Origin of the sequence: Novosphingobium taihuense (assembly GCF_007830315.1) — a bacterium.
GTDB classification, from domain to species: Bacteria; Pseudomonadota; Alphaproteobacteria; order Sphingomonadales; family Sphingomonadaceae; genus Novosphingobium; species Novosphingobium taihuense.
Map to the genome: position 1 here is coordinate 128,816 of NZ_VLKJ01000002.1, position 22,740 is coordinate 151,555.

Here is a 22,740-nt window from a genome sequence, read left to right on the forward strand (position 1 = left end):
TCAGAGCATCCGCGGCAGGACGTCGGTTTCGCCGCCCTTGTCGAGAATGCGATGCTTTATGGCGCCTGCAGCATGGAGTGCGACGAGCGTGAGCAGCGCATAGGCACTGTACTTGTGGAGTGCCTGGAAGATCTCGAACGCATTGTCGTTCTTCGGCAGGATTTCCGGCAGTTCCCCAAAGAAGAAGAACGGCACGCCGTCGCTCTGCGTGAAGCTGGCCGACATTGAATAGCCGAGCAGCGGGATCAGCACGGTCAACAGCATGATCAGCCGGTGCACGGCATGCGAAAGCGTCTTTTCCCAGGGCTTCAGCGCTTCGGGTTCATGCGGCAGCGTTGCCCGGTTGCTCCAGCGGATCGCCAGATGCACCAGCGCCAGCAGCCATACCAGCACGCCGAACTGCTTGTGGTTGGGGTAGAACAGGTCGAAGGTGGCCATCGGCGTGTCTTCGGGAAGGCTGGTCATGTACCAGCCCGACCAGATCAGACCGAGGATGATGACAGCGCGCAGCCAATGCAGAACGCGCATTGAAAGCGGGTACTTCGTTGCCTGAGCCATTTCGCCTGCCATTGTCCTTGTCCCCTTCAAAGATAGATGCCGCGAGAATATCCACCATCGACTGTCAATGACTGGCCGGTAATCGAACAGTCGGGCGCACCTGCAAGGAACGCCACCATCCGCCCCACGGCATCGACATCGAGAATGGCGCCGGTCGGGATGTCCGCCGTGAATTCGGCCTCGATCACTTGGGCATCGACACCCCGCTCCTTGGCCATCTCGTCGAACAGTTCGACCAGATGCGGCGTACGGACGATGCCGGGATGCACCGCATTCACGCTGATGCCGAAGGGACCGAGCTGATCGGACAGGACCTTGGTCAGGTGCACCACGCCCACGTTGCGCAATCCGCTCAAAGTGTCGCTCGATCGACCGGTCAGCCCGCCGATGTTGATCACGTGACCTTCCCCTTGCGCCTTCATCACCGGGACGATGCCCTGAATATAGCGCAAGTATCCGCCGACCTTGATGTCCACATCGGTCATCAACATGTCGATATCGACCTGTTCGATCGCTCCGCCGATCGGGTTCGAACTTGCCGCGGCGTTAACCAGCACGTCGATCCGGCCAAAGCGCGAAAGCACGCTGTCGACCATGTGCCGGATGCTCACCGGATCGGTAGCGTCCGAGCCAAGCGCAAGCACAGTTCCATGCTTGCCCAGTTCCTCGGCCGCAGCCGTCAGCCGCTCAAGTCCGCGCGCGGTGATCACGACGACAAACCCCGCATCGCACAGCGCCCGCACGATGCCCGGAGCGATCCCGCCGCTCCCACCTGTCACGATGGCTACGGGATCGGTGCTCATGGCAGCTCAGCCTGGATCAGCATTGGGCCATCGTGCGCAAGGCCATCGCGCAAGGCTGCTTCCAGTTCGCCAGAAGTCGTCACGCGAACCGCCTTCACGCCATAGCCCGCAGCCAATGCGGTCCAGTCAACGCGTGGATTGTCGAGCCGGGTCAGCCCCGCGATCACCGCATCGTCCAGCGGCGCATCGGCGCGGGTCAACTCGGTCTGCAGGATCGCATAGCGATGGTTGGCTGCCATGATGACAGTCACGGCAAGGTTCTCGCGCGCCATCGTCCACAGCGCCTGCAGAGTGTACTGCGCACTGCCATCGGACTGCAACGAAACGACGCGCGCCTCGGGCTCAGCCAGTGCCGCGCCGACTGCGCAGGGCAACCCTTGCCCGATGGCGCCGCCGGTGTTGGTCATCACCCGGTGCCTGCGCGCACGGTGCGCGTTGCGCAGCCACGGTCCGCCAAGCGTCGAACCTTCCAGCGAGATGATCGCATCGTGCGGCAGCTGTGCCAGCAGTTCCTCGACCACCAGCGCCGGGTTCAGCGGCGCATCGCGATCGGCTGTCGGCGCCGCAGGATCGGGCGCAGGCTGCACGGCAAGCGTTGTCGCGCCCAATGCCTCGCCAAGATCGAGCAAGGCCCCGACAGCGTCGTGCTCCGGCCCGGCCAGGCGGACCAGGCGTTCCTCTGCAACCAGCTGGCTTGGCCAGCCTTCATAACCGAAGTAGCTGATCGGCATCCGCGATCCGGCCAGCACGACCGTGGCGTTGCCCATCTGCGCGATCACGTCGTCCGGGAAGTAGGCCTGGCGTTCCACCGCGGGCAAATCGCCGCCCAGCGTGACGATGGCGGGATAGGGCTCCATCAGCAGCCGCCCGCCAAGGCGCGCGGCCAGCGCCGCGCCAGCGCGCACGCCTGCTTCGGTCAGGGCATTGCCACCCAGCAGCACGATGACATCGTCCGCCGCTGCCAGAGCTGCCCTTGCCTGCGCAATCTTCTCTTCCCCCACGGGCTGGCCGGACCATGCCCGTGCAACAAGCTGCTGCACGTCTCCCGAAGCTTCCGCGTCGATCACGTCGGTCGGCACGATCAGGGTGGCCGCGCCACCTTCCGCTTCGCAAGTCGCCGCAAAGGCCGCGTCAACGTCCTGTGCGATGGCTGCAGTCGAGGCCATGCGGATGACCTGCCGCGAAACGGGCGAGGCAAGCGATTCAATGTCCGATGTCAGCGGTGCATCGTATTCCAGATGCCAGGTCGCATGGTCGCCGATCACGTTGATGATCCGCGAACCCGCACGGCGCGCATTGTGCAGGTTGGCAATGCCGTTGGCAAAGCCGGGGCCAAGATGCAGCAGCGTCAACGGCACCTTGCCCGAAACGCGGTTGTACCCGTCTGCCGCTCCGGTGCACACGCCTTCGAACAGGCTCAGCACCGATCGGATCTTGCCGTTGCGGGCAAGCGCGCTGACCATGGTCATCTCGGTGGTGCCGGGATTGGCAAAGCAGATCTCCGCCCCGCCCTGATAAAGCGCGTCGAACATCACATCGGCGCCGGTACGCTTGCTCATGCCTTGTTACCTTCTGCAGATGCAGCGCCAACTCCCGCAAGGAAGCCTTCTACCAGTCTCAGGAAATCCTGCGGTGCATCGTCGTGTACATAATGCGATGCGCCTTCAACGGTCGCATGGCGCAGAAAGGCATTCCGCCCTTCCAACTGGCGCACGGATTCGAGATTGCAGAAATCCGATCTGCTGCCGCGAACGACCAGCGTCGGCACCGCAATGCCTGCGATTACCGGCCAAAGGTCCACCACCCTCGCCGGATCCGGCGAAACCCGAGTTTCAGCAATGCCTTCTGCGTCATAACGCCAGATCACCGATCCATCGCTCTGGCCGCGCATGCTTTCCCACAGGCGCTCTTCGATCGCGGCATCGCCCACGTTGGGCCGCAGCTTGCGCCAATAGGCCCGCGCCTCGCCCCAATCGGCAAAGCGCGTTGGCAGCGCCTTCATCTCGGCGACGATCCGTTCGAACCCGGCACCCGAAACGGACGAGCCAGCGGTGATGTCCTCCACCACCAGTGCTACAAGCCGCTCCGGGTTCTGGTTGGCATAGACATAGGACGTGGTCCCGCCCATCGAATGCCCGATCAACGTGAAACGATCGAGCCCGAATGCTGCCACCACCGCTTCCAGATCAGAGACATACGCGTCGGTATAGTAATTCCGGCCTTGGTCCCAATCGCTCTCGCCACGTCCGCGCGCATCGAAGGCGATCATGTGGAAGCGGTCGGACAGGGCCCGCGCCAGATTGCGCCAGGTTCCCGAATAGCCGCGCAGACCATGCAGCAGGACAAGCGCCGGTTTTGCCGGATCGCCCCACTCGCGGACATGGATGTTCACCGCCCCGTTGGAGACCGTGCGCGTACGCTCACCAACCAGCAGGGCAACCGGCTGCGGCGGAGAATCGAGAACCTGTGCAGTCATCGCCAGCCCCTCAGGTCAGGCCATTGCCTTCGGCGTCTTCTGCGCGAAGGCCACCAAGACGGGCGTTGAGACGGCCGCGCGTGGCAAAGGCCCAGCACACGATCACTTCGTCGCGGTTCGGACCATCGTCGAACGAAACGCTCATCGTGTCATAGTGCGAACGCACATAGAGCGCGTCCTTGTGACCCAGCGGAATGTCGAGGATCGTGCCCGGCACGCCGCGCTTGCCGGTGCTCGGCACCCACGAGGCGCCACCGCCAACCGCGTCACGGATGGGATTGGCAGCGGGATTGGTCAGCAGGGCATTGCCGTGCTCGTATTCGCCATCGATGCCAACCAGGATCGCCTTGCCATAGCTTTCGATCTTGGCATTGCCCGAAAGCGCGTTGAGCCGGCGGCCGATTTCGACGCCGAGTTCCGGCGATGCATCGATCCAGCCTGAAAGGTCCTCGACGAACTGGCCGGCGTAAGGGTTCTTGATGCAGGCACCGATCATGTACTTGAACACGGGCGCGCCATCGGCGGCAGCTCCCGTTTCGCCCGCCCAGATTTCCTGAACCTGCGCATACCAGCGGCGAATGTGAAAGGCGCCAAAGTTGGCGGCATAAGTCGTCATGATAACTCCCCAGTCAATTCTGGTCGTGGCCACCTTTGCGGCAGCTCACGACGTCAATCTTGCCATCAGAGGCTGGTCGGATCGGCCTGCCCCTGGTTCCGGTTCAATTCGGCCTGCGACAATCCCCCTGCCTGCGGCACGCGCTGGCAGAACACCTCAAGCATGTGGCCGTCGGGATCGTAGAAATAGATCCCCACCGACACGCCATGATCGAGGATCTCGGCGATCTCGACCCCGCGCTCGTTGAAGAAGGCATAGTTGGCGCGCAGGTCTTCCATGCTGGTGCTCTTCAGCATCAGGCCGACATGCTCGAACTCCTTGCCCTTGGTGGCGCCTTCCTCGGCCTTGAACAGGGCAATGTCGTGGTCGCTCTCGCCAAAGCTCATGAACACGCCGCCCTTGTAGGGGCCATCTCCCGCGCGCGCGGTGATCTTCATGTTCAGCACGTCGCAGTACCACTGCGCCGAGGCTTCGGGATCGCGCACGAACAGGACGATGTGCGCGATGCGATCGACATTAATTGGTGACATGCGGCAACCCCAGATCCTGCGGCACACCTTCAACCCAGGCGAGATCGGTGATCTCGTTGAATTCGCGCCATTCCTTGGTCCAGTTCCGACCACCGTCGGTGCTCCGGTAAAGATAGCCGAACTTGCTTGCGGCAAGCAGGAAATCCGGATCGGCAGGGTTTGAACCGAACGCCCACATGCACGAGTTCGATGGCTTGTCGAGCGCGGCATGGGTCCAGGTCAGGCCCGCATCGTCCGATGTCAGGATCGCTGCGGTCGTGCCCGGCGTGCCATCGCCGATGCCTACGGCAATCTGCGTTGCACTGCCCGGCTTGCGCAGCATCACGCGCGAATAGCGCAGACCCCAAGCGGCCTTCGCTGGCGTGCGGTCCCAAGTCTTGCCATCATCGGTCGAACGATAAAGGGCAATGACGGTCAGTGCCAGATGCACCGTGCTGCCATCATCCTGCGGCAGGATCATGATGTCGTGCAGGTCCGAATTGCCACCGAACTCCGACCACGTCGTGTCGATGCGGTCCCAGGTGTCGCCGCCATCGCGGCTGCGCCACAGGCCACCTTCCTCGACGCCCGCCCAGACATCCTTCGGATCATGCGGATCAACAACCACCGCCAGCATACGCGGGCGGTTCACGCCTTCGCAGAACTCGGGCATTTCCAGCGTGGTCTTTTCCCAGGTCTGTCCACCGTCGATCGAACGGAACAGCGCCGAACGCGATGGTGCGCCGGTTCCGGCATACATCACGCGCGGATCGCTTTCGCTCACCGCCAGTTTCCACACGGCATAGCCGTTCAGCGCGCAATCGATCCGGCGCCAATGGACGCCACAGTCTTCGGAATAGAACAGGCCCTTTTCAGCACCTGCAAACACCGCTTCCGGGTTTGCGGGATCAACCAGCAGGCAACGCACCCGGTCATCGTATTCAAGATCCTGCCGGATATTGATGCGATACCAGCTCTTGCCATCGTCGTGGCTGCGCATGACGGCCTGTCCGTCGGTTGCGACTATGAGTGTCTTGCTCATGGTTTTCGTGTTCCTGCTGCCTTGGCGCTTCTTGACGGATCAGCTGAGGTTGACCCAGACGCTCTTCACTTCGCTGTAGAGTTCCATCGCCTGTCGGCCGTGTTCACGGCCCCAGCCCGATTGCTTGAATCCGCCGAACGGCGTCGCATTGTCGACCAGGTTGAAGCAGTTGACCCACACGGTCCCCGCCTTCACCGCAGCGGCCATGCGATGCGCCTGCTTGAGGTTGTTGGTCCAGATGCCTGCCGAAAGGCCGAAGTCGGAATCGTTGGCCTGGGCCACCAGGTCTTCCGGATCGGACCAGCTCAGCGCGCTCAGCACCGGGCCGAAGATCTCTTCGCGTACGATGCGCATGTTGCTGGCCGCATTCGCCATGATCGTCGGCTGGAAGAAGAAGCCTTCGTTCAGGCCCTGCGGACGCGATCCGCCACAGACCAGTTCGGCACCTTCACGCTGCCCGATCTCGACATAGGAGCTGACCCGATCCCACTGCTCTTCCGAAACCAGCGGGCCGAAGTTCACAGCAGGATCAAGCCCGTTGCCGATGGTCAGCTTCGCTGCATGATCGGCAATGCGGGCAAGCAGATCGTCGTGAATGTCGGAATGGGCATAAAGGCGCGATCCTGCCGTGCAGGTCTGGCCCTGGTTGAAGAAGATACCCGCTGCGATCGAAGCCGCTGCCGCATCAAGGTCTGCATCGGGCAGCACGATCTGGGGCGACTTGCCGCCCAGTTCGAGGCTCACCTTCTTGAGGTTGCCGGTGCTGCCGCGCACGATCGCCTTGCCCACTTCGGTCGAACCGGTGAACGCCACCTTGTCCACGCCGGGATGATCGACCAGAGCCGCGCCCGCTTCACCAAAGCCGGTGATCACGTTGAACACGCCCGCCGGAATGCCTGCTTCCAGCGCCAGTTCGGCCAGCCGCAGTGCGGTCAGCGGCGTCTGCTCTGCGGGCTTGAGGACCACGGTGCACCCGGCGGCCAGGGCCGGAGCGACCTTCCATGCAGCCATCGACATCGGGTAGTTCCACGGCACGATCAGCCCGCACACGCCCACCGGCTCGCGCACGGTGTAGTTCAGGATCTTTGCGCCACTGCGCGGCGAAACCGGCAGCGTCTCGCCACCGAACTTGGTCGGCCAGCCGGCGAAATAGCGGAAGGTCTTGATCGACCCTTCGATCTCGACCGCCTTGGTCAGCGTGGCAGGCTTGCCGTTGTCGATGCATTCCAGCACCGCCAGTTCCTGCGCATCGCGCTCGATCAGGTCAGCAAGGCGATTGAGCAGGAGCGAGCGGTCCACCGCGCTCATATCGCGCCATGCCGGATTTTCCAGCGCACGGCGCGCCGCCCGCACGGCGAGGTCGACATCTTCTACCCCGCCCTCGGCCACCTGGCAGATTTCCTTGCCCGTGGCCGGATTGTGCGTGGCAAAGGTCTTGCCCGTGACCGACTGGACCGACTTGCCATCGATGATCAGGCCGCGCGGCGCGCCCTTCAGCCCGGCTTCAAGCCGTTCGGCAATGGAATACGCATCGGATGCGCTGGCTTGTGCGAGTGCAGACATTGCCCCTCCTCATAATTTCCACCGGCGGGATAACCGGGATCGGCCAAAGCCTGCGCTGCGAGAAATCGATGCGCGCAGGCCATGCCCCGTCAACTTCGAATCACCTGATAACGCACCTTCATGAAGTAAACAATGCTGGATTTTTAAGTTTGGTTGTTTCATATGATCGACAATGCAGAAGCGCGCTGCCGATTTGCCGTGGGCCGCGTGCGCAATGGGGAGAACGCGGCATGACAGATACCGGGGCAACCCTAGAAGGCCTCCTGCTGGATGCTCGCGCGCGTAGCGCAACCTTGCCGCTTCCGGCGGTTTCACCATCTCTATCAGAGGCATACGCCGTGCAGCGCGCTCTCATGAGCGCGACCAACCTGCCGGTCATGGTATGGAAACTCGGGCTGACATCGCCCCCTGCGCGCGAAGCGTTCGGGGCAAGCGAACCTGCAGTCGGACGTCTGGCGGCCAGCGCGATTCTCAATACGGGAACCGAAGCGCGGCAGGTCTGGCCGGAAACCTTTGCCGAAGCCGAGATCGTCTTCGAACTCGGCGCAGACCTTCCGCCTTCCGGCGCGCCCTACACGCGCGAGACGGTCCTGCCGGCGATCAAGGCGATCCATGGGGGCATCGAACTGGCCGCGCCGCGGTATGACACGTCGGACCTGCCGCTTGGCCTCTTCGTCGCCGACAATGCGATGGGCCATGCTCTCGTCCTCGGAAAGCGCCTTTCTCATGCCTGGGAAGACCGCTTTGCCGACATGGCCGTCGACATTCTGGTCGATGGCCAGGTGCAGGAGCACGGCAGCACCACGCGCGTCATGGGCAACCCGCTCGATGCGCTGGTGTGGCTTGCCAACTGGCTTTGCGAGAACGGCGAAGGCGGCCTGCGCCGTGAGCAGCTCGTCACCTCGGGCAGCTGCACCGGGGCCACGCCAGTCGCGGCCGGAAACATCATCACCGCCGCCTTTGGCGGCATCGACGCCGCGCGCGTCACTCTTGTATCGTGAACATATCTGGAGATCTGAACATGAACCTTGATTTGGGACTCGACGGCAAGGTTGCCGTCATCACCGGCGGCGGCGTCGGCATCGGCAAGGAAACCGCACGCAAGCTGTTGCTTGCTGGCGCCAAGGTCGTCATCGCTGCCCGCACTGCATCCAAGCTGGAAGCTGCCGCCGAGGAACTGCGCGCCAGCACCGGCGGAGAGATCATCGCCGTGCCGACCGACACGACGTCCAAGGCGTCGGTCGAAGCGCTCGTCGCAGCCGCGGTCGAGAAGTTCGGCGCCGTCCACATCCTCGTCAACTGCGCCGCAGCCCCTGGTGGCCTGGTGCGCAACGCCATCGAACTGGCTGACGAGGACGCGCTGATGCTTGATCTCAACACCAAGCTGTTCGGCTATTTCCGCACGGCCAAGGCCTGCGTGCCGCACATGCGCAAGGCAGGCTGGGGCCGCATCGTCAATGTCGGCGGCCTGACCGCGCGCTGCACCGAGGCGCTTTCGGGCATGCGCAACACCGCGCTGGTCCACTTCACCAAGACCCTGTCCGATGAAGTCGGCAAGGACGGCATCACCGTCAACATCATCCACCCCGGCGTGACCCGCACCGAACACATCGAGGAATGGTTCGCCGAGATGGCTGCCGAGGAAGGCACCACCGTCGACGCCATCGTCAAGCGCGAGGCCGGCGATCCCGCCGCGCTCAAGCGCATGCTCGAAGTCGAGGAAGTGGCAGATCCGATCGTGTTCCTCTGCTCGAAGCTTGGCAGCGGCATCACCGGTGAATCCATCGCAGTCGATGGCGGACTTTCGCGCGCGGTATTCCTGTGACGCGAAAGGGGCGCCGATCGCAAGACCGGCGCCCCTTCCCCTCCCAACCGGAGCAATCTGAATATCGGCGGCTCAGGCCGCCTTTTTCGTGCCTGACGTGGCCCAGATCGTCGCCACCACGCTCAGCACCAGCACCACGCAGCATGAATAGAGCATCAGGTCGAAGCTGCCCGTGGCAAGCGTCGCCGCCGCTGCCGCAGGCCCGAGCCCGGTGCCGAACGTCTGGATCGAACCCATCGCGCAAACCACCCGCCCGCGCTTGCACGCCTCCGAACAGATTCCGGAAAGCAGCGGCTGCGCAAAGTTCCAGCTGAACATCATCAGCACGCAGGCGATCACGAAGGCGCCGTTCGTCACCTGCCCGCGGAACATCAGGAAGCCGATGACCCCGGCGATCGCGCTTACGATCAATGGCCCCGCCCGGCCCCAGCGCTGGGGCAAGAAACCGGCAAGCCCGGCAGCCACTACGCCCGCCATTGTCCCGATCGAAAGGCCGCTTGCGATGGTTCCGGTAGGCACCGCGCTTTCAATGCCGATGCGTTCGGAATAGCTCCATCCCGCACCCATCGCGAAGAACAGCAGGAACACGCCGACCAGCGAACCGAACGCGATCCGCCGGTCGAGCGCGCCGCCCCCCGCAAAGATATCAGCCTCGTCTTTCGAACCATCCGGCAGCGCCTTCAGCGAAAGGATGACCAGCAGGCTAGCCCCTGCGATCGTCGCGAAAACGGTGCTCGGGCTGAAGGCCGACTGTATCTCCGGCAAGGCATAAAGGAACATCGTGCTGAACAGCGCGCCAGCCACCAGGTAGATGGAAAAGGCACGGTCAGGGTTACGCGCCCGGCCAAGCGCCGCGAATGCAAAGCCGACCGCGATCCCCGCGCCCGCCCCTGCCACAACCCGCGCCGCCGCCATGGCGAAGAAGCTTGTCGTCAGCCCGGTCAGCAGGTTGCCAGCCGCGATCAGCACCAGCCCCAAGGCCACGGCAACACGCCACGAAACGCGTGAGAGCGCGAAGGTGCTGAGGCCGATCGTCACCCCCATCGCGTTTATATCCCACGCGACGAGATAGCCCAGCTGGTCGTTGTCGAACCCGGTCTGCTGCGCGACAAGCGCGAGGAAGCCGGGCGTCACGAAGATCACCAGAGCACCGATGATGCCCACCGCGACGGCGCTTGCAAGGCCGGCGGGCGTCAGGCGCGCCACCGTCATCTCCGGTGGTGCAACCTGCTCCATCATCACTGCCTGTTCCATCGTTCCACCCACTCCCCGCGCTTCACGTTCTGATTATCAGGCGGGCAGCACGTCCTGGACAGCCAGCGCAAACTTGTCGACCAGCTCGTCCACCTCGGCGCGGTTGATCACCAGAGGCGGCGCGAAGACCAGCGTATCGCCCAGCGCACGCGTGATCAGGCCCCTCGCCGCCGAAGCCTTGAGGATCTGGCGTCCGGTGCGGTTGGCCATCGGGAAGGTTTCCTTGGCCCCGCGATCCTTCATCAGTTCGATGCCGATCATCAGGCCCTTGCCGCGAATGTCGCCGACATGGGCATGCTGGCCCAGGCGGTCCTTCAGCTGCTGGAGCATGTAGGGCCCGACATCGGCCACGTTGTCCACGACCTTGAGGTCGTCGATCAGCTTCAGCGCGGCCAGTGCGGCTGCCGCACCCACCGGATGTGCCGAATAGGTATAGCCGTGGCCGAACAGTCCTGCCGTGGCAGCCGCACCTTCGATCACGTCCCACACCTTGGGCGAGATGAAGCAGACAGACATCGGGAAGTAACCCGAAGTCACGCCCTTGGCCGACGTGATCAGATCAGGCTCGTAGCCATAGGTCTGGCTGCCCCAGTAGGTGCCAAGGCGACCGAAACCGGACACGACTTCGTCGGCCACCAGCAGGATGTCATGCTTCTTCAGGATCGGGCCGATTTCCTCGAAGTAGCCTTCGGGCGGCGGGATCAGGCCGCCTGCGCCCATCACTGCTTCGGCAAAGAACGCCGCGATCGTATCGGCGCCTTCACGCTCGATCGTGTCTTCCAGTTCCTTGGCCAGCTGCTTCGAGAAATCCCGCTCGCTCATCCCTTCGGGGGCATTGCGGTAATAGTAGGGCGCGCTGACGTGGATGATCGGGCCCTTGGGCAGATCGAACAGGGTGTGCATGCCCGGCAGGCCGGTCAGGCTGGCCGTGGCCACGCCCGAACCGTGATAGGCGTTCCAGCGGGCAATGATCTTCTTCTTTTCCGGCTTGCCGCGCAGGTTGTTGTAATACCAGATCAGCTTGAGCTGGGTTTCGTTGGCATCGCTGCCCGAAGCGCCGAAGAACACGCGCGACATCGGCACCGGAGCGCGCTTCAGCAGTTCCTCGGCACACTCGGCAACCACGTCGGTCGACATGCCGTTGAACGTATGGAAGAACGAGAGCCGCTCGCTCTGCCTGGCGATGGCTTGGGTGATCTCCTTGCGGCCATAGCCCAGGTTGACGCACCACAGGCCTGCCATGCCGTCGAGGTATTCCTTGCCGTCAACATCGGTGACGCGGACGCCAGAGCCACTGGCCATGACGGTCGGGCCATCGGCCATCAGATCGGTTATGGAAGTGAAAGGATGGAACTGGCTGCGCTGGTCGCGCAGCGCGGCCTCTGAAAGCTGGCCCTCTGAAATCTGGGTCGCCATGTGGTTTCTCCCCTTGCCGTCCCTGTCTCGCCAATCGAATCAGAGCAGCACATCTATGACACGGCACCCTTCGCGCATTTGATCCGATTACGCAACAGTGATAGTTTTATGATGTTCGTTTTCCCGTTTAGTGAACAATCAACAGCCGGTCGGATTGGCAATCCCGGCGTAACAATACCCGTCCTGAGCGCAGTCGCCATTGACTTGCAGCCAAGCCTGAATGAGTAGGAAGCATGGACGAGAAACCCGATCTTGGTAACGTCATGGCGATGATGTCATTCGCCGCAGTCGTCAGCACAGGCGGCTTTTCCAGCGCGGCCGACATGCTGGGATATTCAAAGGCCGCGGTCAGCCGCCAGATCGCCAAGCTGGAACAGAGCATCGGCGTGCGCCTGCTCGATCGCACGACCCGGTCGGTCACGCTCACCCCCGCCGGGCGTGAAATGTATGCCCGCTGCGCCCGCATCGTCGAGGAAGTGAGCGAGGCCAACCAGATCATCAGCGGCATGGTGTCCAAGCCGCGCGGCGAACTGAAGGTCAACGCGCCGGTCGTCGCCTCGCTGTTCGATCTTACCTCGATCATGCCGCGCTTCCTGCAGACCTATCCCGAAGTGCGCCTGTTCGTGAACCTTTCAGACAGCAAGGTCGATCTGATCAAGGGCCGGTTCGACGTTGCCTTCTGGATGGGGGACACGTTCGACAGTTCGCTCGATTCCGTACGCCTGCGCCACTACCCGATGGTCCTCGTCGCCTCGCGGCCCTACCTTGACCGTTCGGGCCGTCTCAACGCGGCAAACGATCTCAAGGACCACACCTGCATCGTCGAAACGCACATCTCCAAGGTCGGCGAATGGCGCCTGTCGGAGGACGTGACCGTGCCGATCAATCGCGGTCCGCTTACCAGCAACTCGGTGCGCATGGCCCGTGAAGCCACGCTCGAAGGCCTCGGGATCAGCTACCTGCCACGCTTCCTGGTTGCGGACGACATCGCCGCAGGCCGCCTCGAACCGCTGCTGCCCGATCTGGTGACAGAGCGTATTCCGCTGCACATCATTTTCCCGCGCGGCAACTATGCCCTGTCGAAGGTCCGCGCCTTCGTCGATTTCGTGCGCGAGGAAATGCGCGACGAGGACGCGCCCGCTTCGGGCAACGTCCTCGCGCTGGCATCGGCTATCTGAACCTTACAGGTCCATGCAGTCGTTCTCGTACCCGAACGCCATCGCGCCCACGTTGCGCGCATAGGGGTACGGGTTGTTGGCCACATGCGCGCGGGCGCAGTGGATATCCAGGAACGCACGCTGGATCTGGTTGCCAAGGTAGATCGCCTTGCCGCCGGAAAACAGCATCAGCAGGTCGATCGCCTTCACGCAGTTGTTGACCATCGAAGTGGTGTGATGGCCAAGTTCTGCCCGTCGCTCGATCGGCCAGTCGTTGGCTTCGGCGCGGGCATCCAGTTCGGCAAGGTCGCTCTTCAGGCGCAGTTCCATGTCGTTGAGGATCACCTTCACCTCGGCCACGGCTTCCTGGATGGTTGTATCCGCAGCAAGACGCGCGCCGGTATACGTCGCACGCTTTTCACGCGTTGCCTGCACGAACGTCTCCAGCGCGCGGCGCAGCGAACCCAGCGACGTGGTTGAAACCGTGCGGTTGAAAATCTGCGCAAACGGAATGCGATAGAGCGCACCCGGATTGGCATGCTTGCCGGGGACATCGATGTTGAACATGTCCTTTTCGCGCATCACACGGTGTGCGGGCACGAAGGCATCGTCCACCACGATGTCGTTGCTGCCGGTCGCGCACAGGCCCATCGTGTGCCAGGTATCGATGATCTGGTAGTCCGAACGGGGGATCAGGAAATTGAACGGTTCGGGCGCACCGCCCTCCTCTGCCACCATGTTCGCACCCAGCAGCACCCAGTCGCAATGCTCCGATCCGCTGGAGAAGGCCCAGCGCCCGCTGATGCGATAGCCACCTTCTGCCTTCGTCACCTTGCCCATCGGCATGTAGGACGAACTGATCAGCACTTCGCCATCATCGCCCCACACATCCTCGGCCGCCTGCGGATCGAACAGCGCCAGCTGCCAGTTGTGGACCGCCACCACGCCATAGACCCAGGCGCTGCTCATGCAGCCTTCGGCCAGCGTCCGGGCAATCTCGCAATAGACCGCGGGCGACATCTCGTAGCCGCCATAGCGCTTTGGCTGCAGCACCTTGAAAAAGCCCGCGTCGATGAAATCGCGAATTGTCTGCGCCGGCACCTGGCGGGCGGCAATGGCCGCGCTTTCCCGATCGCGCAGCACCGGCACCATGGCACGGGCCCGCGCGATAAGTTCCGCTCCGCTCGGCATCGTGGCGCCGCTGGCGTTTGCCACATGTGCGACGGAGCCTGTTGCTGCAGTTGCCATGATCTTTCCCAATCCCTCTTTTCGTTGACGCTCCGAATCTGCGAATCCGACTTCGGCAGTGGCTGTACAGTTTGCGAAGGCAAAAGCCCGCCGTGCTGCCACCCTGTCCGTTTCGCGCAACTCACTCCGGCTCGTCGTTTGACACCTCTGGTTGAACCTATTCCACTCAAATCAGCCGGTTTGCAGGGGCTTCCGGCTGATCGAATCAGCTCATTCCGTCGTTTCCCTTACGCAACAATAATGCCTGATTGCCAGTCACTGTAAACCATGTAATAACATGAGCCGTTCAGCAACATGAACAATCGGGCACGACACCAAGCGCGTGAGAGGGAGACGCCGTCGTGCAATCGGGGAGAAAGTCACGATGAAACGTACTCAGAAATCCGCGCGAATTGCCGCGCTTATGCTATCCACCGCGGCCCTCGCCGCAGCGTCTGCCGCCTTCGCGCAAGAGGCCCAGCCGCAGGACCAGAATGCCCAGGCCGAATCGGGCGAGAGCGGCGGCCTTGCCGATGCGATCGTGGTCACCGCCAACAAGCGCAACGAAAGCCTGCAGAAGGTTGCGATCTCGGTCAGCGCCTTCTCGGGTGAGCAGATCGATCGTCTCGGCATCACCGAGACAACCCAGATCACCCAGCAGATTCCGTCGCTGCGCGTGAATGCCTGGTCGCCGAACCTGACCATCTTCAGCTTGCGCGGCATCTCGCAGAACAACTTCACCGACAACCTCGAAGCGCCGGTCGCGGTCTATCAGGACAACGCCTACATCGCCTCGATGAACGCGGTTGCCGGCCAGCTGTTCGACATCAAGCGCGTGGAGGTTCTGCGCGGACCACAGGGGACACTGTTTGGCCGCAACGCCACCGGTGGCCTGATCCACTACCTCAGCGAAGATGCCAGCAAGGACGATTTCAACGGCTACGCCCAAGGCGAATATGGCCGCTTCAATTCGTGGTCGCTGGAAGCCGCTGCTGGCGGTGCGCTTGCACAGGGCGTGCGCCTTCGTGTTGCCGGCCGTGTCGAGAAGGCTGATGGCTACATCAAGTCGCGCGACACGCTCGATTCCAACGGCGCGCTCATTGCGCCCGGCAGCGGGCAGGACCTTGGCGGCAAGAACGGCTGGGCGGCGCGCGCCAACCTGCAGTTCGACCTTGCGCCTTCGGCCACGCTCAGCCTGTGGTACAAGCATTCGGAAGACAACAACGTCGCCACCGGCGGCTACGTGTTCGAGAACTGCGAATACCTCGCCAACGGCTATTGCGACACGAACGCTGCCGGCCTCAGCGACAGCCAGAACGGCGTCATCAATGGCGTGACCGCTGAGAAGGCCAGCCCGTGGGAGCACTTCGGCGAACGCCCCGGCCGCCTCGATCGCGTGATGAACAGCTACCAGGCCCAGCTCGACTGGGATCTGGGCGGCGTGGAACTCACCTCGATCACCAACTACCTGAAGATGGACAAGACCTACGCCGAGGATGGCGATGCCTTGCCCTTCACCATCGTGAACGTCGATTCCCGCGTGAACTTTGACCAGTTCTCGCAGGAACTGCGCCTCGCGGGCGAAACCGGCATGCTCAAGTGGCAGGTCGGCGGCTATTACCTCGACATGAAGTACGATGGCTCGCACGCCGTCACCGGCGCGCCGATTCTCGATCTTGCCGTTGCCGGCAACGGTGGCTTCTCGCTGCCCAAGGTCGATCAGCAGTACGTGCTGGATTCGAAGAACTGGTCGATCTTCGCGCAGGGCGATTTCCGCTTCACCGATCAGCTGACGCTGACCGTGGGCGGGCGCTACTCGAAGGACAACAAGAAGATCGATTACAAGAACATCCTGATCGATCCGACTTACGCCCCGCAGCCCAATCCGAAGCTGCTGTTCACCGGCAAGGACCTGGCCGCAGTGGTTCCGGGTGCTGACGAAGATCACTATGGTGATTGGGCGGCACGCGTTTCGCTGAACTACCAGGCAAACCCGGACACGCTGGTGTTCGTATCGTGGAACCGCGGCATCAAGGGCGGCAACTGGTCGCTATCATCGAACATTGCTCCGCAGGACTTCCGCCATCGTCCGGAAACGCTGAACAGCTTCGAAGGTGGTTTCAAGACCACGCTGATGGGCGGCAAGATGCGCCTCAACGGCACCGTCTATCACTATATCTACGACGATTATCAGGCCTTCTCGCTCGCCGGTGGTGTGCCGAAGGTCTACAACAGCGATGCGCGCGCGACCGGTGCGGAACTTGAAGCGTTCCTTTCGCCCTCGCGCAACTTCGATGCGGTGTTCGGTGCAACCTACGAAACCTCGTCGGTGGACAGCATCCCCGGCACTGGCGTTCAGTTCGGTCCGGAATTCTTCCCCGGCGCGCCTGATACGCAGTACTGCACCAATCTGGGTGGCGTGTTCCGTTGCGATTTCCCGCAGGCGAACATCACCAAGGCCGAACTGCCCAACGCCCCGCGCTTCAGCTTCAACTACCTGCTGCGCTACAACCGCGATGTCGCGGGCGGCAATGTTGCCGTGCAGGTCGATGGCGTCTGGTACGATGACCAGTTCCTTGAAGTGACCAACGGCCTCGGTTCGCTGCAGAAGGCCTACAACGTCACCAACGCATCGTTGACCTATCGCCACGAGGACACCGGCATCTCGCTTACCGCCTGGGGCCGCAACGTGTTCAACAAGGCCTATCGCGCCTACGCGCTCAACCTTGGCATCCTTGGCGTGACCTCGATCTACGCTCCGCCGGCAACCTATGGCGCCACCTTGCGCATTCCCTTCGGCGCAAGCCGCTGAGGCCCGGATGAGAAAGGGGTGCCGGTCGCGCATTGCGCCGGCACCCTGATCGTCCTTATCTGATCCGAACTGATCAGATAACCTATTTGGAGTGTTTCCCCGGGAAAACACTCCATTTTTGTTCTTGGCGTTCCAGCGTCCCCACAGGGATGCAGGCGGATCAGACGTCGCCGATGGTCTCGATCTTCCGGGCCATTGTCCGCGCCAATGCCAGCCGGAGGCCGTTGATCAGCGCATCCAGCGCAAACCGGAACGCCTGATCGTGGTCATAGCTTTCCGTGGGCCGATCGGCGCGCTGCCGTTCGCTATCCTCGTGCAGTTGCCAGCCGACCATGAAGCGCGTGATCAGCTTCGAGCCGTAGATCGCGTGTTCTTCCGAAAATCCCGCTTCGCGCAACGGCTTTGACAGCAGGTCACGCGGTTCGGTTGGCAGCGAAGCCGCCACGAGCCTGGCACCGTCGCGGTAATCAAGCACGACCTCGTAGCTTCTGGTCGCCACCGCGCGAAGCCATTCGTCCCACGGCTCTCCCGGGTGCGGCGCGCGCAGAACAGGCAGCAGGATCGCCGCGGCCATATGGTCAAGCAGCACGGCCTTGCTGGGAAAATGGCGATAGAGCGCAGGCCCTTCCACGCCAAGGTGATCGCCCAGTCGGCGCGTGGTCAACTTGTCGAGGCCGATCTCGTTCAGCAGCACCAGACCAGCTTCGACGATCGTCTCCCGCGTCAGGGTTGCCTTCCGGTCCAGTTCCTTGCTCTTGCGGTCCATCAACGCCTCGTCACGCCATGGCCGCAAAGGGAGCGGCCACCGGCAGGGCGCGGGTTAGCACCAGAAACATTGCAAGTAACCCGGTATTCTGCCCATATCGGCAAGGCAGGACGGGGAAGGATGGCCACCACCCTTCCCCGCCATCATCAAAGTGCCGCGATTTCCGCCTTGGCAGCAGCAACTGATGCTGCGCGCATTTCGGGGCCGAAGCCGATCTTGTCTGCCCGCACGATCGTCAGGTCCGTCACGCCGATGAAGCCGAAGAACACGCGCAGCAGGCTTTCCTGATGCTCTGCCGCATCGCCCGCTTCGTACATGCCGCCCTGCGTGGAAGCGATGATCACGCGGGTGTTCCCGGCAAGGCCCTTCGGGCCGGCTTCGGAATAGGTGAACGAAACGCCGGGCACGCCAAGCCGGTCGATCCATGCCTTGAGCTGCGATGGCACGGTGAAGTTGTACATCGGCGCACCGATCACGGCCACGTCCGCGCCCATGAACTGCTGCAGATAGGCGAGTTCGGCCGGAGCCGCAGCCTTCATCGCATCGCTTTGCGCCTCGGGCGGCAGGCGCAGGGCGCCCGTCGTCACGTCGTCAAGATGCGCAACGGGATTTGCCACAAGATCAAGGCGTTGCACTTCTGCGCCGGATGTCTTCGCGGCCAGATGCGTTACGATTGCCGCGGTAAGTTCGCGGCTGACCGAATCCGGGCCGGTGGTTGAACTGTCGATATGCAGGATCTTCATTTTGGTCCTCACAGGTTGGAAACTTCAACTTTGGCCAGTGCCCGCGCAAAGGATTCGAGCAGGTGATCGGCCTCGGTCACATTGATCGGAAGCGGCGGCCGTATCTTCAACGCGGCATTCCCGCGGCCCGCTGCTCCGATCAACACGCCGCCACGCCGCATGGCATTGACGATTGCGGCCGCAATATCGCCAGAAACGGTCTGCACCCCGATGAACAGGCCCGCGCCGCGCAGCCCCGTCAGCGCAGGTGACGCTTCAATCATGGGAGCAAGGCCGGCCATCAGGCGCTGCCCGATCCGCGCGGCATTGGCGATCAGCCCTTCGTCCTCGATCACGTCAAGCGTGGCAAGTGCAGCCGCGCATGAAACGGAGCTTCCGCCAAAGGTGTTGAAATACCGCTGCATTCTGGCGAATTCCAGCGCCAGCATATCGCGCATCACCAGCGCCGCCACAGGCTGTCCGTTGCCCATCGGCTTGCCGGTGGTGACCAGGTCCGGCACGATGCCATGCCGCGCAAAACCCCACATGCCAGCGCCAGTGCGGCCAAAGCCCGGCTGGACCTCATCGGCGATGAACATGCCGCCTGCCTTCCGAATGGCATCCACCCCGCCCGCCAGGAAGCCCGGCGGATCCGCAATCGCGCCATCACTGCCAAAGATCGTATCGACGAGCAGCGCTGCCGGGCGAATGCCATCGGCTTCCATCCGCGCAATCGCCTCGCCAACAAGTGCTGCGAACTGCTCAGGCCCCTCCGGCGCAAGTGGCATGGTGATCGCATGAACATCCGGCCCTAGAGGCAACCCGGTGACCGGCGACATGCCCTGCAAGAGATCGGACGTACCATGATAGGCGCAATCGGTGACGATCACGCCGCGCCTGCCTGTCACCATGCGGCTGATCCGGATCGCCAGATCATTGGCCTCGCTGCCAGAATTGGTGAGGATCACCTTGCCCAGGGCATCGGGAAGTGTGGCCAGGAGCCGCTCTGCCAGAAGGATCGGGTGTTCGGTCAGGTAGCGGGTGTGCGTGTTCAGCACATCGCCCTGCTGCGCCATCGCCGTGACGATCCGCGGGTGGCAGTGCCCAGCCACAGGCACGTTGTTGTAGGCATCGAGGTAGCGCTGGCCATCCGCGTCTTCGATCCAGCACCCTTGCGCGCGCACCGCATGGACCGGCTGCTCGTAGAACAGCCGGTAGCTGGGGGAAAGCACACGTTCGCGCCGGGCAAGAAGATTGGATGTATCACGATTCATCGACTTGCCGGGCCTTCTATCGATCAGAAGTTGCGCGTCAGCGTCAGTGCCCACTGTCGTGGTGCGCCGGGCGAAACCGAAGTGAGCCCCGACTGCTGCGCCTGATCGAAACGCGTGTTTTCGTAATACCGGTTTCCGAGGTTGGTAACTTCCAGTGCCAGCCCCCAGTTCCGGTCTTTCGACTTCCAGGAAAGGCGGGCCGTGGCAAGAAAGTACCCTTCGATCCGGTTTGTGGGCCCGTTGAGCGCTTCGGTAAAGACATGGCTCTGGTACGAACCGTCCGCGCGCAGGCTGAGCAACCCGGCATCGCCATCGAGGATATCGTACTGGATACCGGCAGCGCCCTTCCATTTCGGAGTGAACGGGGTGACCATGTTGAGCGCGATGAACGTGGCCGGATCGGTCCGCCGGTACTTGAAATCAAGGTAGCTACCCGAAAGATCGAGCGAGAGGCGATCAGTCGGATAGGCGGAAATCTCCACCTCCACGCCCTTTACCTTCGCAGTACCGGCGTTGTTGGGCTGGAAGCACGGGGCAATCGGGCAGGCCAGGACATTAAGGATGATGTCCTTGTAATCATTCACGAAGCCCGCAACGTTGAAGCGCAAGCGGCGATCGAACAGATCGGTCTTGAACCCGATTTCATAGGACGTGATCGTCTCTGGCTTGAACGACTTGAGCTGACCCACATCGAAGGGCACGCCATTGAACGGATCGATCTGCCCGTTGGCGACCGGCAGGATCGTACCCGGTGCAAAGAACGGGCGCGGGTTGACGCCACCGGCGCGATATCCGGTCGACACCTGGCCATAGACCAGCACTTCGTCGGAGAAGCGATAGTCCAGCGCCACGCGCCAATCGAAGCGCTTGCCTTCGTACCCGTCCGTCAGTCCATTCAGACCAAGCAGCGCGCAGTTGGGCGCATTGGCCGGATCGAAAGGTGCGCGGCCGGGGAGACAGGGCGTGGCGGGGATCGTGCCATCGGGGTTTGAGCGGAAGTATTCCTGCGTCTTGCGGTCCCAGGTATGGCGGATGCCGCCGGACAGGCGCAGGGCATCGGTCAGTTGGTAATCGCCATTGAGGAACAGCGCGGTCGATTTGCTGCTGCTGTCCTCTGGCCCCTGGTTGAAGTTCAGGCCAACGTACGTGAGGGCAAGCCGCGCGGCAAAGGTTGCCGTGCCGCGGAAGTGGAAGGCGCCTGCCGTCAGGTTCAGCTTGCCGTCCATCAGCCGGGCATTGGCGCGCAGTTCCTGGCTGAACTGCCAGTTCTTCAGCTTCTGCAGCGCCAGCTGGTTCATTACCGGGCTGCCATCGGCGTCTTCGGCAAAGGTGGCCGTGTAATCGCGGTATGCTGTGATCGAGCGGACCTGGAGATTGTCAGACACGTCCCATTTCACGTTGCCCGAGATGCCATAGCTGTCCAGGTGCGACACGATGGGGATGCTGAACGGGGTATAGGGGTCCTGCCCCGTGGGTGCGCGCGTGTCGGTGAATGTCGAATAGGTCCAGTATCGGTTGCGCCCCGCCGTATCACACGAATTGGGCCCATAAGGCACGAAGCGGCAATCAAACGGCACCGGCGGCGTTGCCGGGTTGCCATCATCGATCGTCAGGCGCGGATTGTTGGCAAAGCGCAGGACATCTGCACCTGCCTCCGAACGATCACGCGTGAGATCACCGATCAGGCTGACATCGAGGTTGCTTGCCGGCAGCCAGCGCAGATAGATGCGCCCCGCGGCCAGCGACTGCCCGCCCAGCGTACCAAGCTGGCAACCATCGCCAAGGTTGGGGGCGGCGGAAACACCCGATCCGGGATGGGTGCAGGCATAGTCCATCCGCTTCACGAAGCCTTCCCGGCTGCGCGAAACAGCCGAGACGCGGGCAAAGAGCTTGTCCGGCGCGATCGTGAAATCGGCCATGGCCCGCGCATCGAAGCGCTTGAAGGCGCCACCGGTAACGGACACCATGCCTGAATTGTCGCCCGATGGGGCCTTGGAGAACATCTTCACGGCGCCGCCGATGGAATTGCGCCCGGCCAGTGTGCCCTGCGGACCGCGCAGCACTTCGACGCGATCGAGATCGAGCAGTTCGACGAGCGATCCGGTGAGCGTGGAATAGTACACGTCATCGACATAGATGCCGACACCCGGTTCCAGCGCGGGGATGAAATCAGACTGGCCGACGCCGCGGATGAACGCCAGCATGGTCGACCCGAAGGCCTGCCCTTGCGGGGCGAGCGTGACGCTGGGCGCCTGGCGGGCGATTTCATAGACGCTGGTCTGGTTGCGTGCCTGCAGCATGTCTCCGGTGACGGCCGTGATGGCGATCGGCGTGTCCTGCAGGCGTTCGTTGCGCAGGGTTGCGGTGACGACGATCTCTGCGCTCTTGGCACCTTGCTGTGCGGCAGCCGGATCGGCGTTCTGCGCAAGAGCAGCTGAAGATGCGAACGTTGCGGCCATGGCCAGAGCCGACGCGCCAAGGCGCGCAGACATGGCATTGCGGCGTGACACTTGATGCTGTGCTGACATGTTTCCCCCCTCTTTTCCAAGAAGCCGTTCTCGTTCCTGCGCCTTCCGATCCATCATTTTTGATTGTTACGATCAGAAGCTTGTTAGCAGTGGTATCATTACGATTGTTTCGTGCAAAGAACAAATTTCACGATGCGCGGATCGGCCTGGCAGGGCAGGGCACGCAGCCCTTGCCTTGCGCCCTGCAGCGCT

Annotated in this window: 19 protein-coding genes; 4 read left to right on the forward strand and 15 right to left on the reverse strand. The window is 62.7% G+C overall.

Annotated features, from left to right (window positions below; genetic code table 11):
* From IQ25_RS05600 to IQ25_RS05635, 8 genes are all read right to left on the reverse strand, one after another.
* Positions 1 to 570 carry a cytochrome b gene (locus tag IQ25_RS05600; protein ID WP_144903523.1) on the reverse strand — a complete coding sequence of 190 codons (570 nt, stop codon included), beginning with the start codon at positions 568 to 570 and terminating at the stop codon, positions 1 to 3.
* 14 nt (positions 571 to 584) lie between these two features.
* Entirely contained in the window at positions 585 to 1,361 is a 777-nt protein-coding gene (locus tag IQ25_RS05605) for an SDR family oxidoreductase (RefSeq protein WP_144903526.1), read from the reverse strand.
* On the reverse strand, positions 1,358 to 2,920 hold the full coding sequence (locus IQ25_RS05610; protein ID WP_144903529.1) for an acetolactate synthase large subunit: 1,563 nt from the start codon (positions 2,918 to 2,920) through the stop codon (positions 1,358 to 1,360). Before IQ25_RS05610 ends, IQ25_RS05605 begins: the two co-directional genes overlap by 4 nt.
* Complete coding sequence (locus tag IQ25_RS05615; RefSeq protein ID WP_144903532.1) at positions 2,917 to 3,837, reverse strand: alpha/beta fold hydrolase; 921 nt, start codon at positions 3,835 to 3,837, stop codon at positions 2,917 to 2,919. Before IQ25_RS05615 ends, IQ25_RS05610 begins: the two co-directional genes overlap by 4 nt.
* 10 nt (positions 3,838 to 3,847) lie before the next feature.
* Entirely contained in the window at positions 3,848 to 4,453 is a 606-nt protein-coding gene (locus tag IQ25_RS05620; protein WP_144903535.1) for an amino acid synthesis family protein, read from the reverse strand.
* 65 nt (positions 4,454 to 4,518) lie between these two features.
* Entirely contained in the window at positions 4,519 to 4,983 is a 465-nt protein-coding gene (locus IQ25_RS05625) for a VOC family protein (RefSeq protein ID WP_144903556.1), read from the reverse strand.
* The gene (locus tag IQ25_RS05630) at positions 4,970 to 6,004 is read right to left on the reverse strand and encodes a WD40/YVTN/BNR-like repeat-containing protein (protein ID WP_144903559.1); all 1,035 of its coding nucleotides are present in this window, start codon (positions 6,002 to 6,004) and stop codon (positions 4,970 to 4,972) included. The genes IQ25_RS05625 and IQ25_RS05630 overlap by 14 nt, the downstream gene beginning before the upstream one ends.
* Positions 6,005 to 6,043: 39 nt before the next feature.
* Positions 6,044 to 7,567, reverse strand: coding sequence for an aldehyde dehydrogenase family protein (locus tag IQ25_RS05635; RefSeq protein WP_144903562.1), 1,524 nt, complete (start codon positions 7,565 to 7,567; stop codon positions 6,044 to 6,046).
* A 338-nt stretch (positions 7,568 to 7,905) separates the two neighbouring features.
* Between IQ25_RS05635 and IQ25_RS05640 the strand changes: the two genes are divergently transcribed.
* Both IQ25_RS05640 and IQ25_RS05645 read left to right on the forward strand, forming a co-directional pair.
* Positions 7,906 to 8,568, forward strand: a complete 663-nt coding sequence (locus IQ25_RS05640) for a 2-keto-4-pentenoate hydratase (protein ID WP_144903565.1) — start codon at positions 7,906 to 7,908, stop codon at positions 8,566 to 8,568.
* 20 nt (positions 8,569 to 8,588) lie between these two features.
* Entirely contained in the window at positions 8,589 to 9,392 is an 804-nt protein-coding gene (locus IQ25_RS05645) for an SDR family NAD(P)-dependent oxidoreductase (RefSeq protein WP_144903568.1), read from the forward strand.
* Positions 9,393 to 9,464: 72 nt separating this feature from the next.
* Here IQ25_RS05645 and IQ25_RS05650 read toward each other — a convergent pair whose 3' ends face one another.
* Positions 9,465 to 10,646 (reverse strand): MFS transporter, encoded by a 1,182-nt coding sequence (locus tag IQ25_RS05650; RefSeq protein WP_144903571.1) that lies wholly within the window; start codon positions 10,644 to 10,646, stop codon positions 9,465 to 9,467.
* Between the two features lie 36 nt (positions 10,647 to 10,682).
* Positions 10,683 to 12,062 carry an aminotransferase gene (locus IQ25_RS05655; protein ID WP_221236677.1) on the reverse strand — a complete coding sequence of 460 codons (1,380 nt, stop codon included), beginning with the start codon at positions 12,060 to 12,062 and terminating at the stop codon, positions 10,683 to 10,685.
* A gap of 233 nt (positions 12,063 to 12,295) precedes the next feature.
* On the opposite strand from IQ25_RS05655, the gene IQ25_RS05660 reads away from it, so the two are divergent.
* The gene (locus tag IQ25_RS05660; protein WP_246415636.1) at positions 12,296 to 13,240 is read left to right on the forward strand and encodes a LysR family transcriptional regulator; all 945 of its coding nucleotides are present in this window, start codon (positions 12,296 to 12,298) and stop codon (positions 13,238 to 13,240) included.
* A 3-nt stretch (positions 13,241 to 13,243) separates the two neighbouring features.
* Here IQ25_RS05660 and IQ25_RS05665 read toward each other — a convergent pair whose 3' ends face one another.
* Positions 13,244 to 14,467: an acyl-CoA dehydrogenase family protein gene (locus tag IQ25_RS05665; protein WP_246415637.1), complete on the reverse strand. Its 1,224-nt coding sequence runs from the start codon at positions 14,465 to 14,467 to the stop codon at positions 13,244 to 13,246.
* A gap of 364 nt (positions 14,468 to 14,831) precedes the next feature.
* Between IQ25_RS05665 and IQ25_RS05670 the strand changes: the two genes are divergently transcribed.
* Positions 14,832 to 17,258: a TonB-dependent receptor gene (locus tag IQ25_RS05670; protein ID WP_181447190.1), complete on the forward strand. Its 2,427-nt coding sequence runs from the start codon at positions 14,832 to 14,834 to the stop codon at positions 17,256 to 17,258.
* Between the two features lie 160 nt (positions 17,259 to 17,418).
* On the opposite strand, the gene IQ25_RS05675 is transcribed toward IQ25_RS05670, so the two are convergent.
* The 4 genes from IQ25_RS05675 to IQ25_RS05690 all read right to left on the reverse strand — a co-directional run bounded on the left by IQ25_RS05675 (position 17,419) and on the right by IQ25_RS05690 (position 22,548).
* Positions 17,419 to 18,024 carry a TetR/AcrR family transcriptional regulator C-terminal domain-containing protein gene (locus tag IQ25_RS05675; RefSeq protein ID WP_144903574.1) on the reverse strand — a complete coding sequence of 202 codons (606 nt, stop codon included), beginning with the start codon at positions 18,022 to 18,024 and terminating at the stop codon, positions 17,419 to 17,421.
* Between the two features lie 146 nt (positions 18,025 to 18,170).
* Positions 18,171 to 18,767, reverse strand: a complete 597-nt coding sequence (locus IQ25_RS05680; protein ID WP_144903577.1) for an FMN-dependent NADH-azoreductase — start codon at positions 18,765 to 18,767, stop codon at positions 18,171 to 18,173.
* An 8-nt stretch (positions 18,768 to 18,775) separates the two neighbouring features.
* Positions 18,776 to 20,020 carry an aspartate aminotransferase family protein gene (locus tag IQ25_RS05685; protein ID WP_144903579.1) on the reverse strand — a complete coding sequence of 415 codons (1,245 nt, stop codon included), beginning with the start codon at positions 20,018 to 20,020 and terminating at the stop codon, positions 18,776 to 18,778.
* Between the two features lie 23 nt (positions 20,021 to 20,043).
* Complete coding sequence (locus tag IQ25_RS05690; RefSeq protein ID WP_258536958.1) at positions 20,044 to 22,548, reverse strand: TonB-dependent receptor; 2,505 nt, start codon at positions 22,546 to 22,548, stop codon at positions 20,044 to 20,046.
* Positions 22,549 to 22,740 lie beyond the last annotated feature (192 nt).

Bases quoted from the DNA above. Each gene is read 5' to 3' on its own strand.
- IQ25_RS05600 (WP_144903523.1), bottom strand. From the start codon at position 570: ATGGCAGGCGAAATGGCTCAGGCAACGAAGTACCCGCTTTCAATGCGC.
- IQ25_RS05605 (WP_144903526.1), bottom strand. From the start codon at position 1,361: ATGAGCACCGATCCCGTAGCCATCGTGACAGGTGGGAGCGGCGGGATC.
- IQ25_RS05610 (WP_144903529.1), bottom strand. From the start codon at position 2,920: ATGAGCAAGCGTACCGGCGCCGATGTGATGTTCGACGCGCTTTATCAG.
- IQ25_RS05615 (WP_144903532.1), bottom strand. From the start codon at position 3,837: ATGACTGCACAGGTTCTCGATTCTCCGCCGCAGCCGGTTGCCCTGCTG.
- IQ25_RS05620 (WP_144903535.1), bottom strand. From the start codon at position 4,453: ATGACGACTTATGCCGCCAACTTTGGCGCCTTTCACATTCGCCGCTGG.
- IQ25_RS05625 (WP_144903556.1), bottom strand. From the start codon at position 4,983: ATGTCACCAATTAATGTCGATCGCATCGCGCACATCGTCCTGTTCGTG.
- IQ25_RS05630 (WP_144903559.1), bottom strand. From the start codon at position 6,004: ATGAGCAAGACACTCATAGTCGCAACCGACGGACAGGCCGTCATGCGC.
- IQ25_RS05635 (WP_144903562.1), bottom strand. From the start codon at position 7,567: ATGTCTGCACTCGCACAAGCCAGCGCATCCGATGCGTATTCCATTGCC.
- IQ25_RS05645 (WP_144903568.1), top strand. From the start codon at position 8,589: ATGAACCTTGATTTGGGACTCGACGGCAAGGTTGCCGTCATCACCGGC.
- IQ25_RS05650 (WP_144903571.1), bottom strand. From the start codon at position 10,646: ATGGAACAGGCAGTGATGATGGAGCAGGTTGCACCACCGGAGATGACG.
- IQ25_RS05655 (WP_221236677.1), bottom strand. From the start codon at position 12,062: ATGGCGACCCAGATTTCAGAGGGCCAGCTTTCAGAGGCCGCGCTGCGC.
- IQ25_RS05660 (WP_246415636.1), top strand. From the start codon at position 12,296: ATGGACGAGAAACCCGATCTTGGTAACGTCATGGCGATGATGTCATTC.
- IQ25_RS05665 (WP_246415637.1), bottom strand. From the start codon at position 14,467: ATGGCAACTGCAGCAACAGGCTCCGTCGCACATGTGGCAAACGCCAGC.
- IQ25_RS05670 (WP_181447190.1), top strand. From the start codon at position 14,832: ATGAAACGTACTCAGAAATCCGCGCGAATTGCCGCGCTTATGCTATCC.
- IQ25_RS05675 (WP_144903574.1), bottom strand. From the start codon at position 18,024: ATGGACCGCAAGAGCAAGGAACTGGACCGGAAGGCAACCCTGACGCGG.
- IQ25_RS05680 (WP_144903577.1), bottom strand. From the start codon at position 18,767: ATGAAGATCCTGCATATCGACAGTTCAACCACCGGCCCGGATTCGGTC.
- IQ25_RS05685 (WP_144903579.1), bottom strand. From the start codon at position 20,020: ATGAATCGTGATACATCCAATCTTCTTGCCCGGCGCGAACGTGTGCTT.
- IQ25_RS05690 (WP_258536958.1), bottom strand. From the start codon at position 22,548: ATGTCAGCACAGCATCAAGTGTCACGCCGCAATGCCATGTCTGCGCGC.